The organism is Cronobacter sp. EKM101R (assembly GCF_963888145.1).
In the GTDB taxonomy this organism is placed as follows: domain Bacteria; phylum Pseudomonadota; class Gammaproteobacteria; order Enterobacterales; family Enterobacteriaceae; genus Cronobacter; species Cronobacter turicensis.
The window spans coordinates 234,061-249,447 of record NZ_CAWPHW010000042.1; the positions used below are offsets into that span (position 1 = coordinate 234,061).

Below are 15,387 nucleotides of genomic sequence, written 5' to 3' on the forward strand. Positions count from 1 at the left end.
CCACCCGGTTTTCTGGTTATGACATCAACGGCAGCAACTGCTGGTAGAGCGTGCGGAAGGTTTCTCGCTGCTCGCTATAGCGTTCATGACGCGCCGCATCCGGCTGATGTTGCTGCTCCAGCGCCAGCGGCGGCAGTAAGTCATTAAGAGGGCGATCTGGCGCAAGCGCGATTTGCGCAAGCCTTGCCGCGCCAAGCGCCGGGCCAACGTCACCGCCGGTGCGGTAATCCAGCGGCATGCCGCTGATATCCGCCAGCATCTGCCGCCAGTATGCGCTGCGCGCGCCGCCCCCAATCAGCGTAACGCTTTGCGGCGTCACGCCGCAGTCATGCACCACGTCCATACCGTCCGCCAGCGCATAACCCACGCCTTCCAGCACCGCGCGCGCCAGTTCGGCGGGCCCATGCTCGTGCGTCAGCCCAAAAAATACGCCTTTCGCCAGCGGATTGTTGTGGGGGGTGCGCTCACCGGAGAGATACGGCAGGAACCAGACAGCACCCGCGTCGTCACGCGCGCCTTGCGCGGACGTAAGCAGCGCCGGAACGCTACCCGCGCCGGTAAGCCGCGCGGCCCAGTCCAGGCATGACGCGGCGCTCAGCATCACCGACATCAAATGCCAGCGAGCCGGTAAGGCATGGCAGAAACTGTGCACCGCGCTTTCAGGTTTGGCGCGAAAGCCATCACTGACGGCAAAGTAAACGCCGGACGTACCCAGCGACAGCATCGCCTGGTCTGGATCGGCAAGACCAACGCCCACAGCGCCCGCGGCGTTATCGCCGCCGCCTGCCACCACCGGCACCGCATTCATGCCCCATGCCCGCGCAACGTCATCTTTCAGCTCGCCCGTGATCTCGCTGCCTTCAAACAGCGCAGGCATATGCTCACGTTGCAGGTGGCAAGCCGCCAGCATTTTTTCGCTCCAGTCGCGCTGCGCCACGTTCAGCCACATCGTGCCTGCTGCATCGGACATATCACTGGCAAAAACGCCGGTCATGCGCAGCCGCAGGTAATCTTTGGGCAGCACCACTTTGTCGATTTGCCTAAAAATCTCCGGCTCGTGGCGTTCAACCCACAGCAGCTTCGGCGCAGTGAAGCCAGGCATCATGAGATTGCCGGTAATCGCGCGTGAATCAGGGATGCTTTCTTCGAGGAGAGCGCACTCCTGCGCGCTTCGCCCGTCATTCCAGAGGATCGCGGGACGCAGCGCCCGCTGATGTTTATCAAGCAGCGTGGCGCCATGCATCTGTCCGCTTAAGCCTATCGCTTTCACGTCTCGCAGGCTGTGCTGCGCGCCCAGCGCCTGCATGGCGCGGTCAGTCGCCTGCCACCAGCTTTCGGGATCTTGCTCCGACCACAACGGATGTGGACGGGAGACCTGCAACGCTTCGCTGTGCGAGGCCACAAGCGCGCCCTGCTCATCCAGCAGAATAACTTTTACCCCTGAAGTCCCAAGATCGATCCCAATGTACATAACCGGCGCTCCTGTGCAGAGCGCCGCCCGCAGGCGGCGCAACGCGTTTTACTTATCAAACAGATAATAATTAACCAGGTTTTCCAGCTGTTCCTGGTGTCCGCTCTGATGCTGCGGCGCCAGATTATGTTGCTCCGCGTACTGCGCCAGCTCGGCAAGCGTCATCTGGCCTTTGAGGATCTGCTGGCCAAGCTCGCCGTTCCAGCCGGCGTAACGGCGGGCGACGCGTTTATCCAGCTCGCCCTCTTCGAGCATTTTCGCCGCCACTTTCAGCGACAGCGCCATCGTATCCATCGCGCCGATATGGCCGTAGAACAGGTCATATTTATCGGTACTCTGACGGCGTACTTTGGCATCGAAATTGAGCCCGCCGGTGGTGAAACCGCCCGCTTTGAGAATCTCATACATCACCAGAGCATTTTCTTCGACGCTGTTCGGGAACTGGTCGGTATCCCAGCCGAGCTGTGGGTCGCCGCGGTTCGCATCCACCGAGCCGAACAGGCCGAGCGCGATAGCGTTGGCGATCTCGTGGTGGAAAGAATGGCCCGCAAGCGTGGCGTGGTTCGCCTCGATATTAAGCTTAATCTCTTTCTCAAGGCCGAACTGTTTCAGGAAGCCATAGACGGTCGCGGCGTCGTAGTCGTACTGATGTTTGGTCGGTTCCTGTGGTTTCGGCTCAATGAGCAGCGTCCCGCGAAAGCCGGTTTTATGCTTATGCTCCACGACCATCTGCATAAAGCGGCCAAGCTGTTCACGCTCCTGACGCAGATCGGTATTGAGCAGCGTCTCATAGCCTTCACGTCCGCCCCACAGCACATAGTTTTCGCCGCCCAGCTGATGGGTCGCGTTCATGGCGGTGACCACCTGCGTGGCCGCCCAAGAGAAGACTTCCGGGTCAGGGTTGGTGGCGGCGCCTGCGCCGTAGCGCGGGTGCGTAAAGCAGTTGGCGGTGCCCCACAGCAGCTTCACGCCGCTCTCCTGTTGCTTCTGCGCCAGCACCTCAACCATCTGGGCGAAGTTATTCAGGTACTCTTTCAGCGACGCGCCTTCCGGCGACACGTCGACATCATGGAAGCAGTAGTAAGGCACGTTGAGCTTATGGAAAAACTCGAATGCCACGTCGGCTTTGCGTTTCGCGAGGTTCAGCGCGTCGCCTGCCTGTTGCCACGGGCGTTCAAACGCGCCAACACCAAACATATCCGAGCCGTTCCAGCAAAACGTATGCCAGTAGCAGGCGGCGAAACGCAGATGATCTTCCATACGTTTACCGGCAACCAACTCGTCGGGATTGTAATGGCGGAATGCCAGGGGGTTGGTGGTTTTCGGGCCTTCATAACGCACACGTTCAAGTTGGTCGAAATAAGTCGGCATAATTGACTCCGTAATCAGGGCTGTTCCAGCGAGAATAAATTAATCCTGGAATTTCCTTTCCCTTTGCTCAATTACGTTATTTCACACTGCGATTAAGAGAATGCGCAAATGTGCGCTGGCTCGCAAAAAACAGGTTAGTTCTACTCAATATTGCATTGCGCGATAAATTCCATTTTATTTGTGAAACTTTTGGATTTAACATTAGAAATCCGATCGGCGTCATAAAATCAGAAATAAACAAAAAAACGTAATCCGAAGATTAAAATCTGTAATTGATCGCCAGCCTTTCCGCGCTAAAAATTCCTGCGTCCGTAAGTATGAATGTCCGTTTCGTCCCCGATGAATTAAGCCCATTCGTAACACTGGAACAGGTATAAAAATCATGAAAATAAAGCAGCTTATTCTTACCCTGTGCGCGTCGCTGGTGTTAACCAGCTTCAGCGGCATCGCAAAAGACGTCAAAATCGGCATGGCGATCGATGACCTGCGCCTTGAGCGCTGGCAGAAAGATCGCGACATTTTCGTCAGCAAAGCGGAATCACTGGGCGCCAAAGTCTTTGTACAGTCGGCGAACGGCAATGAAGAAACGCAAATGTCGCAAATTGAAAACATGATCAACCGCGGCGTGGATGTGCTGGTGATTATTCCCTATAACGGGCAGGTATTAAGCAACGTCGTCGCCGAGGCAAAACGCGAAGGAATTAAAGTGCTGGCGTATGACCGTATGATCAATAACGCCGATATCGATTTCTATATTTCGTTCGATAACGAGAAAGTCGGCGAAATCCAGGCGCAGAGCCTGGTCGACAAGGTGCCGCAAGGGAATTATTTCCTGATGGGCGGCTCGCCGGTCGATAATAATGCGCGCCTGTTTCGCGATGGCCAAATGAAAGTCCTGAAGCCCTTTGTCGATAGCGGGAAAATAAAAGTCGTCGGCGATCAGTGGGTGGATGGATGGCTGCCGGAAAATGCGCTGAAAATCATGGAAAACGCGCTGACCGCTAACAACAATAAAATCGACGCTGTCGTCGCCTCTAACGACGCGACCGCAGGCGGTGCCATTCAGGCGCTAAGCGCGCAGGGCCTCGCCGGTAAAGTCGCGATTTCCGGACAGGATGCGGACCTTGCCGGGATCAAGCGCATCATGGCTGGTACGCAGACCATGACGGTCTATAAACCGATCACTCAGCTTGCCAATACGGCCGCCGAAGTCGCGGTTGAGCTTGGCAACGACAAACAACCGAAATCTGACGCCACGCTCAATAACGGGCTGAAAGAAGTGCCCTCGCGCCTGTTAACCCCCATCAAGGTGGATAAATCCAACATTGAATCCACCGTCATTAAAGACGGCTTCCATAAGAAAAGCGATCTGTAATCCCACGGCGTTTGCGGCGCACCGCAAACGCCAGTAACGCTCTCCGACCAGTGCAGGCGGAATTGTTATGCCTTATTTACTCGAAATGAAAAATATCACCAAAGCCTTCGGCGCCGTTAAAGCGGTCGATAACGTGTCGCTCGCGCTTGCGCCAGGCGAGGTGATGTCGCTGTGCGGTGAAAACGGCTCCGGCAAATCGACGCTGATGAAAGTGCTGTGTGGGATCTACCCCTGGGGCAGCTATGAAGGCGAAATCATGTTTGCTGGCGAGCCGCTGACGCCAGCCCATATCCGCGATACTGAGCGTAAAGGGATTGCGATCATTCACCAGGAACTGGCGCTGGTAAAAAACCTGACGGTGCTGGAAAACATCTTTCTCGGCGCGGAAATGACGCGCCGCGGCGTGCTGGATTACGACGCCATGACGGTGCGCTGCGAAAAACTTCTGGCGCAGGTGAGCCTGTTCGTTTCTCCGCATACCCGAACGGGCGACCTGGGCCTTGGGCAGCAGCAACTGGTGGAAATCGCCAAGGCGCTCAACAAACAGGTGCGCCTGCTGGTGCTTGATGAGCCCACAGCCTCGCTCACCGAACAGGAAACCGCGCTGTTGCTGGATATTATCCGTGATCTGCAACAGCACGGCATCGCCTGTATTTACATCTCCCACAAGCTGAACGAAGTAAAAGCGATATCCGACACCATTTGCGTGATCAGGGATGGCAAACCGGTTGGCACGCGGCCCGCCGCGCAAATGAGTGAAGAGGAGATCATCTCCATGATGGTTGGTCGTGAATTGACGGCCCTCTACCCGAGCGAGCCTCATACCCCCGGCGATGAAATTCTGCGTGTGGAAAACCTGACGGCCTGGCATCCGGTAAATCGCCATATTCAGCGCGTCAGCGATCTCTCATTTTCGCTGCGCCGCGGTGAAATCCTCGGCATCGCCGGGCTGGTGGGCGCCGGGCGTACCGAGGCGATGCAGTGTCTGTTCGGCGTCTGGCCGGGGCGCTGGCAGGGCAACGTTTTTATCGACGGTAAGCCGGTGACGCTGCGCAACTGCCAGCAGGCCATCGCTCACGGCATCGCCATGGTGCCGGAGGATCGCAAAAAGGATGGCATTGTGCCGGTAATGGCGGTTGGGCAGAACATTACGCTCGCCGCGCTGGATGAATTTAGCGGGCCGCTCAGCGCGCTTGATGCGGCGGCGGAACAGCAGTGCATTCTTGATTCGCTACAGCGCCTGAAAGTGAAAACCGCTTCGCCGATGCTGGCGATAGGCCGCCTGAGCGGCGGCAATCAACAAAAAGCGATTCTCGCGCGCTGCCTGCTGCTTAATCCGCGCATTCTTATCCTCGATGAACCGACGCGCGGCATTGATATCGGTGCCAAATATGAAATCTACAAACTCATTCACCAGCTGGTGCAGCAAGGTATCGCCGTCATTGTTATTTCATCGGAACTGCCGGAAGTGCTCGGTCTGAGCGATCGGGTACTGGTGATGCATGAAGGCCGACTAAAAGCCAATCTCGTTAACCGCCATCTGACACAAGAACAGGTGATGGAAGCCGCCCTGAGGAGCGATCGCCATGTCGAAAAGCAACCCGTCTGAAATCAAGCTGGCCGCGCCGTCGGCCCCTTCGCCGGTCTCGTTCGGCGCACTGAATAAAATCAACGTTCAGGTCTTTGTGATGATCGCGGCCATTGTGGTCATCATGCTGTTTTTCACTTTCATGACCGACGGCGCATACCTGAGCGCCCGTAACATCTCCAACCTGCTGCGCCAGACCGCGATTACCGGCATTCTGGCGGTCGGGATGGTGTTCGTCATTATTTCGGCGGAGATCGATCTTTCCGTCGGCTCGATGATGGGGCTTTTGGGCGGCGCGGCGGCAATTTTTGACGTCTGGCTGGGCTGGCCGTTGCCGCTGACGATTGTCGTCACGCTGCTGCTCGGCCTGCTGCTGGGCGCATGGAACGGCTGGTGGGTCGCCTACCGGAAGGTTCCGTCGTTTATCGTCACCCTGGCAGGGATGCTGGCGTTTCGCGGCGTGCTGATAGGCATCACCAACGGCACGACGGTATCGCCCACCAGCCCTGCAATGTCGCAAATAGGCCAGAGCTACCTGCCGGGCGGCGTCGGTTTCGCTATCGGCGCGCTGGGGCTGGCGTTATTTGCTTTCTGGCAGTGGCGCGGGCGGATGCGTCGTCAGGCGCTCGGGCTGACCTCAACGCCTTCAAGCGCCGTTGCCGGCAAGCAGGCGCTGACAGCGGTGATTGTGCTGGGCGCCATCTGGCTGCTGAACGATTATCGCGGCGTGCCTACGCCAGTGCTGATCCTGACGTTTCTTCTGCTGGCAGGCATGTTTATGGCGCTGCATACCGCGTTTGGCCGCCGCATTTACGCCATCGGCGGGAATATCGACGCCGCGAGGCTTTCCGGCATTAACGTGGAGCGCACTAAGCTTGCGGTATTTGCGATAAACGGCGTGATGGTGGCGATTGCCGGGCTGATTTTAAGCTCGCGCCTCGGGGCGGGCTCACCCTCCGCAGGTAATATCGCTGAGCTGGACGCCATCGCGGCCTGCGTTATCGGCGGCACCAGCCTTGCCGGCGGCGTCGGGAGCGTGGCGGGGGCGGTAATGGGCGCCTTTATTATGGCGTCGCTCGATAACGGTATGAGCATGATGGATGTGCCCACCTTCTGGCAATACATTGTCAAAGGCGCCATTTTGCTGCTGGCGGTCTGGATGGATTCCGCGACGCGCCGACGCGCCTGAACATAACCTGCAATGGATCACATTGCAGGCGCGCGGTTATCCCGCCTGGCGGGATATGTGTTATTCAAACAACAGGTTCAAGGCCGGATACTGACACTATGTTTGAAAAGCGTCATCGCATTACGCTGCTGTTCAATGCCAACAAAGCTTATGACCGTCAGGTGGTTGAAGGCGTTGGTGAGTACTTACAGGCTTCTCAGTCAGAGTGGGATATCTTCATGGAAGAGGATTTCCGCACCCGGATTGAGAATATTAAAGAGTGGCTTGGCGATGGGGTGATCGCCGATTTTGACGATCCGGAAATCGAGCTGCTTCTGAAAGATGTACAGGTACCGATTGTCGGCGTCGGCGGCTCTTATCATCGGCCCGAGCACTACCCGCCGGTGCACTACATTGCGACAGACAATTACGCGCTGGTCGAAAGCGCGTTTTTGCATCTGAAAGAGAAAGGCGTACACCGTTTCGCCTTCTACGGGCTCCCTTCTTCCAGCGGCAAACGCTGGGCCGCCGAGCGCGAGCACGCCTTTAGCGAACTGGTCGCGCGCGAAAAGTACCGCGGCGTGATCTATCAGGGGCTGGAGACCGCGCCGGAGAACTGGCAGCACGCCCAGAACCGGCTTTCTGACTGGCTTCAGACGCTGCCGCCGCAGACCGGCATTATCGCCGTGACGGATGCGCGCGCGCGGCACCTTTTACAGGTGTGCGAGCATTTACATATTCCGGTGCCGGAGAAACTCTGCGTCATCGGCATTGATAACGAAGAACTGACGCGTTATCTCTCTCGCGTGGCGCTCTCCTCGGTGGCGCAGGGCACGCGCCAGATGGGGTATCAGGCCGCGAAGTTACTGCATCGCCTGCTGGCTAATGAAAACCTGCCGCTCCAGCGTGTGCTGGTGCCGCCTGCGCGGGTGGTAGAAAGGCGCTCCACCGATTACCGCTCGCTGCACGATCCCGCCGTTATTCAGGCGATGCATTACATTCGCAATCACGCCTGCAAAGGGATCAAAGTAGAGCAGGTGCTGGATGCCGTCGGGATTTCCCGCTCCAACCTGGAAAAGCGCTTTAAAGAAGAAGTCGGTGAAACCATTCATGCCGTTATTCATTCAGAAAAGCTGGAAAAAGCGCGCAGCCTGCTGATTTCTACCTCGCTAAGCATTAACGAGATTTCTCAGATGTGCGGCTATCCTTCGCTGCAATATTTCTATTCGGTATTTAAGAAAGAGTACGACACGACGCCGAAGGAGTATCGCGACAGATTCAGCGAAGTGATGGTATAGCGCGCATGACGGTTCACTTAAAACGTTAAGCAGCGCTTATGCCTACAGCCGTTAATAACATGCGCGCGTGGCGGAGCGAGAAACAATAAAAAAACGTCTTCCAAAGAAGACGTTTTTTGTATCCGGGCCAGGAGAGCCGCTAATTAATTAGTTGCCAGCAGGTGCTGATTATCCTGATACATAGCAAACAGATAATTGTTATAGCTTTTCCCTTTGGTGGAATAGCCTTTCAGCTTGTGGATCATATTGCTGGCCGTCACTTCCTGATCCGCTTTACGCAGTTGCAGGCGAGATTTACGGAAAGAAGCATAAGCCGGATGCGTGTTGAGATTCACTGCGTACGCATTAACGGATTCTTTAACAGAGTTAAAGTGAGAATACCCTTTCACTTTGCCTGGTTCATTATTACAACGCTTGCTGGCGCATTTCATGCCGAACAAGTTGTTGTTATTACGGGCAAGTTTCGAGGTTCCCCAGCCGCTCTCCGCCGCCGCCATGGTCGCAACCATGCTGGCAGGAATAATGTCGACACGTTCAAACAGCGTACTCCACGGTACGCGGCGCGTATTGCCGTTCCATTTTACCTTGTAACGCTTCGCGATATCTTTCAGGCGCGCGCGCTCGGACGGCGACCACTGGGCGTCGTACTGCTTTGAAATAAGCCAGTTACGCTCAGCCGAAATCGCTGCATTCTGGCTGGTAATGTAAGGCATGACGGTCCGGAGAAACGCTTTTTTCCGTGGTGTTCCGGAAGGGTATTTTCGCAAATCAGGCAGTGAACCACTTATTACACTATTGCGAGAATACTCTTTTTTACTGCTTGCCAGTTTTTTAACGCTTGCCTTTTTAACGTGTACTGTGTGGCTCTTTTTGGTTGTGTGCTGCGTTGCCAGCACTTCACCCGAAAATGCCAGGGTGGCTAACATACACAGCGCCGCCCCTAATCGTCGAATTGAAGTCGATATCATCAGGTCTCCTGGTCGGATTTCAGCATTCCAACACCTTATTATTTAATTGGATTTAAGAAAGTAATCTTAAATCGTATCAAAAATACCGTTTTGGATCATCAAAAGAAATAAGTCGATTCTGAATTCGCGCCGCTTAACGGCAGTTTAACTCACTGAAAAACAATATTAAAAAATTGTATTTTTAGCATTTCATGCTGGCGATGAAGCGGTGCGGCTCATCCTCCCGTTTCCGCCCCTTTCACTGCCGCTTAAGGATGAGGAATTCCTGAGATCGCCATGCGACACTGAACAGAAATCGCACAGGATGCCTATAATGAACCTCTCCCCTCTCGCACTCTTATTGCTGCCGGGCATCGCGCTTGCGCAGTGGACCGCTCCCGGCCTGCCTGCGTTTCAGGAAAAGACACCCGGCGTGTTTGTCAGTCAGGGGCCGCTGGTCAAAGGCGTTCAGCCGTTGCGTCTGACGCAGGACAACGCCTGCTGGCAACCTGCCGGGCCGGTTAAACTCAACCAGATGCTCTCTCTGACACCATGCGTTGACCCGGCGCCCGAGTGGCGACGCTTTCGCGATGGCAACTATCAGGTGCAGATAGACACGCGCTCCGGCACCCCGACGCTAATGCTGAGCATCGAGCAGGACGCGCAAAAAGCGGTGACGGAAGTCACACGCCAGTGTCCGAAGTGGGACGGCAAACCGCTTACGGTTTCCGTAAAAGAGACATTCCCGGAAGGCAGCGTGGTGCGCGATTTTTACAGCAGCAGTATCGCCACGGTCACGCAGGGGCACATCACGCTGACGCCCGCGCCCGGCAGCAACGGGCTTCTGCTGCTGGAACGCGCTGAATCCCCTGCCCAGGCCGCGTTCAACTGGCACAACGCCACCGTCTACTTCGTCCTGACCGATCGCTTTGTGAACGGCGACCCGACCAATGACAACAGCTATGGCCGCCATAAAGATGGCCTGCAGGAGATAGGCACTTTTCACGGCGGCGATCTCAAAGGGCTAACCAGCAAGCTGGATTATCTGCAAACGCTCGGCGTCAACGCGCTATGGATAAGCTCGCCGCTGGAACAGATCCACGGCTGGGTCGGCGGCGGTACCAAAGGCGATTTTCCGCACTATGCCTACCACGGCTATTATCCGCAGGACTGGACGAAACTGGATGCCAACATGGGCACGGCAGACGATTTACGCCAGCTGGTTGATGAGGCGCACCGCCGCGGCATTCGGGTATTGTTCGACGTGGTCATGAACCACACGGGCTACGCCACGCTCGCCGATATGCAGCAGTTCCAGTTCGGCGCGCTCTACCTGAAAGGCGATGAACTGAAAAAGACGCTTGGCGAACACTGGACCGACTGGCGTCCTGGGCCGGGCCAGAACTGGCACAGCTTTAATGACTATATTAATTTCAGCAATAAAGCCGCCTGGGAAAAATGGTGGGGCAAAAAGTGGATCCGCACGGATATCGGCGACTACGACAGCCCTGGCTTTGACGATCTCACGCTGTCGCTCACCTTTTTACCGGATCTGAAAACGGAATCGACGCAGTCTTCCGGCCTACCGAACTTTTACCAGCACAAACCGGATAGCGCGGCACAGCATATCGACGGCGCCACGCCGCGCGATTACCTGACCCGCTGGCTCAGCCAGTGGGTGCGCGATTACGGCATCGACGGCTTCCGTGTGGATACGGCGAAACACGTTGAGCTGGCCGCCTGGCAGCAGCTGAAAAACGAAGCCAGCGCAGCGCTCGTCGAATGGAAAGCCAAAAACCCGGATAAAAAGCTCGATGACGCGCCGTTCTGGATGACCGGCGAGTCCTGGGGTCACGGCGTGATGCAGAGCGATTACTACCGTCACGGCTTCGACGCGATGATTAACTTCGATTACCAGGAGCAGGCCGCGAAAGCCGCGGACTGTTTTGCGAATATCGATACGGTCTGGCAGCTTATGGCGGAAAAGCTTCAGAGTTACAACGCGCTGAGCTACCTCTCCTCCCACGATACCCGGCTGTTCCGCGAAGGCGGGCCGCGGGCGGCAGAGCTGCTTTTGCTCACGCCCGGCGCGGTGCAGATTTTTTACGGCGACGAGAGTGAACGGCCTTTCGGGCCGACAGGCTCCGATCCGCTCCAGGGCACGCGATCGGATATGAACTGGCAGGATCTTGACGACAAAAGCGCGGCGACGCTGGCGCACTGGCAAAAGCTTGGGCAGTTCCGCGCGCGTCACCCGGCCATCGGCAGCGGCAAGCAGACGACGCTTTCACTGAAAAAGGGCTATGGGTTTGTCCGCCAGCAGGATGACGATACCGTTATGGTTATCTGGGCGGGCCAGCAGTAATCGCCAGGCGGCGCGCATTCCGTCGCGCCGCCTGGTTATCCAGCATTAAATGCTGCACGTTATGAATAGCGAAACATTTTGCATCAGAAAAGCCCCCGCCCACGGATTTGCACCCGCCATCCTGTAGCGCTATGGTTAGCCTCTTTTTAAAAGAATGCGACAGACAGACCGCTATGACGTTTTCACTTTTCGGCGACAAATTTACCCGCCATGCAGGCATTACGCGCCTCATGGAGGATCTCAACGACGGATTACGCACTCCAGGCGCTATCATGCTGGGCGGCGGAAACCCGGCGCAAATCCCGGCGATGAACCACTATTTTCAGGAGCTGCTGGCCTCGATGCTGGAAAGCGGCAAAGTGACTGATGCGCTTTGTAATTATGACGGTCCGCGCGGAAAAAGTGAGCTACTGGTAGCCCTGGCGGGCATGTTGCGAAAAGAGTTTGGCTGGGATGTCGAACCACAGAATATTGCACTGACAAATGGCAGTCAGAGCGCGTTTTTCTACTTGTTTAACCTGTTTGCCGGTCGTCAGGCGGACGGGACGTCGAAAAAAGTGCTGTTCCCGCTGGCCCCCGAATACATCGGTTATGCAGATTCCGGGCTGGAGGAGGACCTGTTCGTCTCCGCGCGTCCGAACATCGAACTGCTGCCGGAAGGCCAGTTTAAATATCATGTCGATTTCGAGCATCTGCATATCGGCCCGGAAACCGGCATGATCTGCGTATCGCGCCCGACCAACCCCACCGGCAACGTGATCACCGACGACGAGCTGATTAAGCTCGACGCGCTGGCCCATCAGCACAACATTCCGCTGGTGATTGATAACGCCTATGGTCTGCCGTTCCCGGGCATTATCTTCAGCGAGGCGCGCCCGCTCTGGAACCCGAATATCATTCTGTGCATGAGCCTCTCCAAGCTCGGCCTGCCGGGCAGCCGCTGCGGCATTATCATTGGCAATGAAAAAGTGATCTCGGCTATCAGCAACATGAATGGGATCATCAGCCTGGCGCCGGGCGGCATCGGGCCTGCGATGGCCTGCGAAATGATTAAGCGCAACGATCTGCTGCGTCTGTCGCAGGAGGTGATCAAGCCTTTCTACCAGCAGCGCGTACAGGAGACGATTGCCACGCTTCGTTGTTATCTGTCACCGGAACGCTGCCTCATTCACAAGCCGGAAGGCGCGATTTTTCTGTGGCTGTGGTTTAAAGATTTGCCGATCACCACCGAACTACTCTACCAGCGCCTGAAAAAACGCGGCGTGCTGATGGTGCCGGGCGATTTCTTCTTCCCGGGGCTCGATAAGCCGTGGCCGCATACGCATCAGTGTATGCGCATGAACTATGTGCCGGAGCCGGAGAAAATCGAGGCGGGCGTGAAAATTCTGGCGGAAGAGATTGAGCGCGCCTGGCAGGAAGCGGGCCAGTAACGTCCCAGCCCCAGACAAACGCCGCCTGCGGGCGGCGTTTTTGTTCTTCAGAGCGTGATGATAAGCGCTCGTGCGCCGTGCTCTGGCGTCACCACGATGCCCCTTTCGTGGCCCGTGCTACTGCCGCCTTCAATGCCCGACACCTGCTGAATGTTACGCAGGCAGAGTGTCCAGCCAGTCGCGTGACCGCTTCCTTCGACCGTCAACCGCTTGCCCTCGCGCTTCACGCACAGCGTAAATACCGTCTCGCCATTTGCCGCAGGCACTTCGCAGCGCGTTTCGGCGCCGTCCGCCAGGTTAAACAGCTGGAACGCCGTGCCCTCATGCCACGCGTAATCGGGCTTCTGATCGTTATTACCGAGCGCCAGCAGCATATTGTCGCGCACATAAACCGGCAGGCTCAGAAAATCGTGACGCTGCTTATGCCAGCGGCCGCCGTCCAGCTCATCGTTATGCCACAGATGCGTCCAGCGCCCTCGCGGCAGATAAAACGCCACGTCGCCCGCCTCGCTGAAAACCGGCGCGACCAGAACGCTGTCGCCGAGCATATACTGGCGGTCGAGGTAGTCGCAGGCCGGATCGTCCGGAAACTCCAGCATCATGGCGCGCATGACGGGCGTGCCACGCTCATGCGCTAACGCCGACTGGCGATACAGATAAGGCATCAGGCGGCACTTCAGCTGTGTAAAGTGACGCACCACATCGCAGGCTTCATCGTCATACGCCCACGGCACGCGGTACGACTTGCTGCCATGCAGGCGGCTGTGGCTTGAGAGCAGCCCAAACGCGCACCAGCGTTTATAGACATGCGCAGGCGCGGTATTTTCAAAGCCGCCGATGTCGTGGCTCCAGAAGCCGAAGCCGGAAAGGCCGATGGAAAGGCCGCCGCGCAGGCTTTCCGCCATCGATTCATAGTTGGCGTAACAGTCGCCGCCCCAGTGCACCGGGAACTGCTGCGCGCCGACGGACGCCGAGCGGGCAAACAGCACCGCCTCTTCCTCGCCCACGGTGTCTTTCAGCACGTTCCAGACCAGTTCGTTATAAATGAACGCATAATGGTTGTGCATTTTTTGCGGATCAGAACCGTCATACCACACCACATCGGTGGGAATGCGCTCGCCGAAATCGGTTTTAAAGCAGTCGACGCCCATCCCGACCAGCCGTTTCAGGTGGCCTGCATACCAGTCGCACGCCGCCGGGTTGGTGAAATCAACAATTCCCTGCCCCGGCTGCCACTTATCCCACTGCCACACGGCACCGTTTGGCCGCTTCAGCAAGTAGCCCTTCTCGCTTCCTTCACGGAACAGCGGTGATTTCTGGCCGATGTAAGGATTAATCCAGACGCAGATTTTCAGGCCGCGCACCTTTAGGCGTTTGAGCATGCCTTCCGGGTCCGGGAAGGTCGCCGGGTCCCACTCAAAATCGCACCACTGGAAGGCTTTCATCCAGAAGCAGTCGAAGTGAAAAACATGCAGCGGCAGTTGGCGCTCCGCCATGCCGTCGATAAACCGGTTCACGGTCTCTTCGTCATAATTAGTGGTAAATGAGGTCGTGAGCCACAGCCCGAACGACCAGGCGGGCGGCAGCGCCGGACGCCCCGTAAAGCGGGTATAACGGTCCAGCACCGCCTTTGGCGTCGGGCCGTCGATAACGAAATACTCCAGATATTCGCCTGCCACGCTGAACTGCACTTTCGAGACTTTCTCCGAGGCGACTTCAAAAGAGACGCACTCCGGATGATTCACCAGCACGCCGTAACCGCGGTTGGTCAGGTAAAAGGGAATATTTTTATAGGCCTGCTCCGTACTGGTGCCGCCGTCGCGGTTCCAGGTCTCCACCGTCTGGCCGTTTTTCACCAGTGCGGTAAACCGCTCGCCAAGACCATAAACCGTTTCGCCGACGCCGAGATCTAATCGCTCAAACACGTAGCTGCCGCCAGTGTTGCTATCCTGCACATAGCCGTTGTTCTTCACCTGGCTGCCGGTAATACGCTCGCCGTCACGCAGAAAATCAAGCGTCCAGTTTTCGCCTTTGGTCACCCGCACGCTGAGCGCGCCGCTTTTCAACTCGGCGTAGCGGTCCGTCTCGCGCAGTTCAACCGGCACATGCGCTTGCGCATTGAGTGGATAGTGCGGGCCATGGTCTGGCACCCCCTGAAAATGTTCGATACGTACGCCGACGATTCCCTCCTGCGGTGAGAAAAAGCGTAGGGTGAAAAGCGGAATATCGAGCTGCCCGGCGCGTTCGCGCACGTCGCGCGGCGCGGCATAAACCACCATTTCGCCGTCGCGCTGCTCAACATCGAATACCTGAACGGGATGCAACAGGCTTAAACCCGGCTGGATCAGCCAGTTTCCGTCACTGATTTTCATGG

General features: G+C 56.8%; 10 protein-coding genes. 6 read left to right on the plus strand and 4 right to left on the minus strand.

Features of this window, described 5'->3' with window-relative positions; translation table 11 throughout:
- Window positions 1-16: 16 nt before the first annotated feature.
- Both xylB and xylA read right to left on the minus strand, forming a co-directional pair.
- Window positions 17-1,471, minus strand: a complete 1,455-nt coding sequence (gene xylB, locus AACV31_RS18520) for a xylulokinase (protein WP_165155130.1) — start codon at window positions 1,469-1,471, stop codon at window positions 17-19.
- Window positions 1,472-1,519: 48 nt separating this feature from the next.
- Window positions 1,520-2,842: a xylose isomerase gene (gene xylA, locus AACV31_RS18525; RefSeq protein ID WP_165155128.1), complete on the minus strand. Its 1,323-nt coding sequence runs from the start codon at window positions 2,840-2,842 to the stop codon at window positions 1,520-1,522.
- Window positions 2,843-3,224: 382 nt separating this feature from the next.
- Between xylA and xylF the strand changes: the two genes are divergently transcribed.
- The 4 genes from xylF to xylR all read left to right on the plus strand — a co-directional run bounded on the left by xylF (window position 3,225) and on the right by xylR (window position 8,271).
- Complete coding sequence (gene xylF / locus AACV31_RS18530; RefSeq protein ID WP_007765383.1) at window positions 3,225-4,217, plus strand: D-xylose ABC transporter substrate-binding protein; 993 nt, start codon at window positions 3,225-3,227, stop codon at window positions 4,215-4,217.
- A gap of 67 nt (window positions 4,218-4,284) precedes the next feature.
- A complete protein-coding gene (locus AACV31_RS18535; protein WP_161589848.1) occupies window positions 4,285-5,826 on the plus strand; it encodes a xylose ABC transporter ATP-binding protein in 1,542 nt (513 codons plus the stop codon).
- Window positions 5,804-6,994, plus strand: a complete 1,191-nt coding sequence (gene xylH / locus AACV31_RS18540; RefSeq protein ID WP_165155126.1) for a xylose ABC transporter permease XylH — start codon at window positions 5,804-5,806, stop codon at window positions 6,992-6,994. The genes AACV31_RS18535 and xylH overlap by 23 nt, the downstream gene beginning before the upstream one ends.
- 98 nt (window positions 6,995-7,092) lie before the next feature.
- Entirely contained in the window at window positions 7,093-8,271 is a 1,179-nt protein-coding gene (gene xylR, locus AACV31_RS18545; RefSeq protein WP_165155124.1) for a D-xylose utilization transcriptional activator XylR, read from the plus strand.
- Between the two features lie 143 nt (window positions 8,272-8,414).
- Here the strand turns inward: xylR and AACV31_RS18550 are convergent, their stop codons facing one another.
- The gene (locus AACV31_RS18550) at window positions 8,415-9,239 is read right to left on the minus strand and encodes a protein bax (RefSeq protein ID WP_165155122.1); all 825 of its coding nucleotides are present in this window, start codon (window positions 9,237-9,239) and stop codon (window positions 8,415-8,417) included.
- A gap of 313 nt (window positions 9,240-9,552) precedes the next feature.
- On the opposite strand from AACV31_RS18550, the gene AACV31_RS18555 reads away from it, so the two are divergent.
- Both AACV31_RS18555 and avtA read left to right on the plus strand, forming a co-directional pair.
- Window positions 9,553-11,583: an alpha-amylase gene (locus AACV31_RS18555; protein WP_165155120.1), complete on the plus strand. Its 2,031-nt coding sequence runs from the start codon at window positions 9,553-9,555 to the stop codon at window positions 11,581-11,583.
- Between the two features lie 173 nt (window positions 11,584-11,756).
- Window positions 11,757-13,013: a valine--pyruvate transaminase gene (avtA, locus tag AACV31_RS18560; RefSeq protein ID WP_165155118.1), complete on the plus strand. Its 1,257-nt coding sequence runs from the start codon at window positions 11,757-11,759 to the stop codon at window positions 13,011-13,013.
- A 47-nt stretch (window positions 13,014-13,060) separates the two neighbouring features.
- Here avtA and yicI read toward each other — a convergent pair whose 3' ends face one another.
- Window positions 13,061-15,385, minus strand: a complete 2,325-nt coding sequence (gene yicI / locus AACV31_RS18565) for an alpha-xylosidase (RefSeq protein WP_165155116.1) — start codon at window positions 15,383-15,385, stop codon at window positions 13,061-13,063.
- Between the last annotated feature and the right edge of the window lie 2 nt (window positions 15,386-15,387).

Bases quoted from the DNA above. Each gene is read 5' to 3' on its own strand.
- xylB (WP_165155130.1), bottom strand. From the start codon at position 1,471: ATGTACATTGGGATCGATCTTGGGACTTCAGGGGTAAAAGTTATTCTG.
- AACV31_RS18555 (WP_165155120.1), top strand. From the start codon at position 9,553: ATGAACCTCTCCCCTCTCGCACTCTTATTGCTGCCGGGCATCGCGCTT.
- AACV31_RS18550 (WP_165155122.1), bottom strand. From the start codon at position 9,239: ATGATATCGACTTCAATTCGACGATTAGGGGCGGCGCTGTGTATGTTA.
- AACV31_RS18535 (WP_161589848.1), top strand. From the start codon at position 4,285: ATGCCTTATTTACTCGAAATGAAAAATATCACCAAAGCCTTCGGCGCC.
- xylF (WP_007765383.1), top strand. From the start codon at position 3,225: ATGAAAATAAAGCAGCTTATTCTTACCCTGTGCGCGTCGCTGGTGTTA.
- xylA (WP_165155128.1), bottom strand. From the start codon at position 2,842: ATGCCGACTTATTTCGACCAACTTGAACGTGTGCGTTATGAAGGCCCG.
- xylR (WP_165155124.1), top strand. From the start codon at position 7,093: ATGTTTGAAAAGCGTCATCGCATTACGCTGCTGTTCAATGCCAACAAA.
- yicI (WP_165155116.1), bottom strand. From the start codon at position 15,385: ATGAAAATCAGTGACGGAAACTGGCTGATCCAGCCGGGTTTAAGCCTG.
- xylH (WP_165155126.1), top strand. From the start codon at position 5,804: ATGTCGAAAAGCAACCCGTCTGAAATCAAGCTGGCCGCGCCGTCGGCC.
- avtA (WP_165155118.1), top strand. From the start codon at position 11,757: ATGACGTTTTCACTTTTCGGCGACAAATTTACCCGCCATGCAGGCATT.